General features: G+C 44.2%; 1 protein-coding gene. It reads left to right on the top strand.

Annotated elements, in window-relative coordinates; genetic code table 11:
* On the top strand, positions 1 to 1656 hold a 1656-nt coding region (gene tnpC / locus OCV81_RS17625), incomplete at its 5' end, for an IS66 family transposase (RefSeq protein ID WP_148331127.1).
* Positions 1657 to 1830 lie beyond the last annotated feature (174 nt).

The following is a 1830-nucleotide window of genomic DNA, read 5'->3' as shown; positions in this document are numbered from 1 at the left end:
GAAATAGGAAAAGACCTGAAGGACGCCAACCGTAAGATTGATTCCCTTACAGATGCCCTGCTTAAGGCAAACAGCAAGGCTGAGAAGGCTGCCATTGAATGCAAGCTCCGCGACAAGGAATACAAAAAGCTTGAGAAAAAGCATAACGCCCTTGTCGAGCGTCTTTCACTTATGAATAACCAGACTTACGCTTCATCCAAAAGCCTTAAAGGCATTGACCGCAAAAAGGTCGTAAAAGGAAAGCATGACGACAAGGATGACTTTGACGGTACTCCCACTGCTCCGGCTGGTGAAGTTCCACAGTCAGAGCCTTCCGCATCATGCGACACGCAGGATACTCCGGCCACTCCTCATTCCAAGGAAAGACCGTATAGAAAAGGGATGAGATACAACAAGAACTGTGTAGGCACCCCGATAATACACAAGTCCGATTATACAATGCTTCCTGAGGGGTCTGTAGTGATATCATCGAGCTATCGTAAAATAAGAAATATCGTGAGCCATATTGAGGAACATCACTTTGAAGTGCTTAAGGTAAAGCATGCCGACGGCAGGATTGAAAGCATGTTCCTTCCTATGAAAGATGACGCCCGGGCTGACATCTACAATGAGATTGTACCGGGTACAAGCATTACGGCAAACATGCTCTCGTATCTTATGTTCAACCGCTTCCAGATGTCAACGCCAGCATACAGGGAAGCTAAAAACCGTCTGTCGGATATGGACTGGAACACTTCTGTCCAGAACCTGCTGAACTGGGCCGACAAAGGTGCAATGCAACTCAATAAGCTGATACCTGCCCTCAAGAAGATTGCCCTTCAGGACGGTGCGAACGTGAATGTGGACGAGACATGGCTTCGTTACCACGCTTACAATAAGAAACGCAAGACCTATATGTGGTGTCTGGTAAACAGAAAAGCCCGTATTGTCATCTTCTTTTATGAGGACACAACGGACGATGAAGGTTTGCAGAAACATGGAGGAAGGAGCAGAAATGTGTTGAAGGAGTTCCTTGGTGATGCAAAAATCAAATCACTGCAGAGTGACGGTTATAACGTATATATGTATCTTGACAACGAACTTATGGATATAGAGCATCTCTGTTGTCTGGCTCATGCAAGGGCTAAGTTCAAGTATGCCTTCGACCAGGGAAGCCTGCAGGCAAGAATCTTCCTTGAGCTGATAGGAAAGTTATACGGCATGGAAGATACTTACCGCCGGGAAAAACTTACCGCAGACGAGATTTACCACAGAAGAAACAGTAAGGAAACGACGGAAATCATTGATAAGATAAGGACAGAGCTTTATAATCTGCTTGCAAATCCGGATGAGAGCCGAAGTGAACTTATGGGCAAGGCCCTTAAGTATCTGAAGAACTTCTGGAATCAGATCTTCGCCTACAGAAACGATGGAGAATACTCAATAGACAATATGGCGGCTGAAAGAGCGATAAGACCAATCACTGTCCAACGAAAGAACAGTCTGTTCTTCGGAAGCGTGAAAGGAATACAGAACTCCGCAATCTATAATACCTTTATAGAAACCTGCAAACAGGTAGGAGTCTCCTTCAGGGATTACTTCTGCAGGCTGCTCAGAGAATTAAAAAAAGGAAGAACGGATTACGAAAACCTTCTTCCCATGACAATATGCAAATAATAATCGTTAAATTTGTGGACTCTTTTTTAGACGGGTGCCTGCTGGCGCCCGTCTAAAAAGGGGTGCCCTAAAATTGGAAGTTTACATTATGAACCATTAGTGTCCACTAAAAAATCATAGTAGTTCTTTGAAATTATTGAGATTCAATTTGTTATGAGTAATTTTGGGGAGAAC

Origin of the sequence: Phocaeicola fibrisolvens, from assembly GCF_025567125.1 — a bacterium.
GTDB lineage: Bacteria > Bacteroidota > Bacteroidia > Bacteroidales > Bacteroidaceae > Phocaeicola > Phocaeicola fibrisolvens.
The sequence above is the reverse complement of the archived record's forward strand: the minus strand, read 5'-3'. Positions and strand labels throughout refer to the sequence as shown.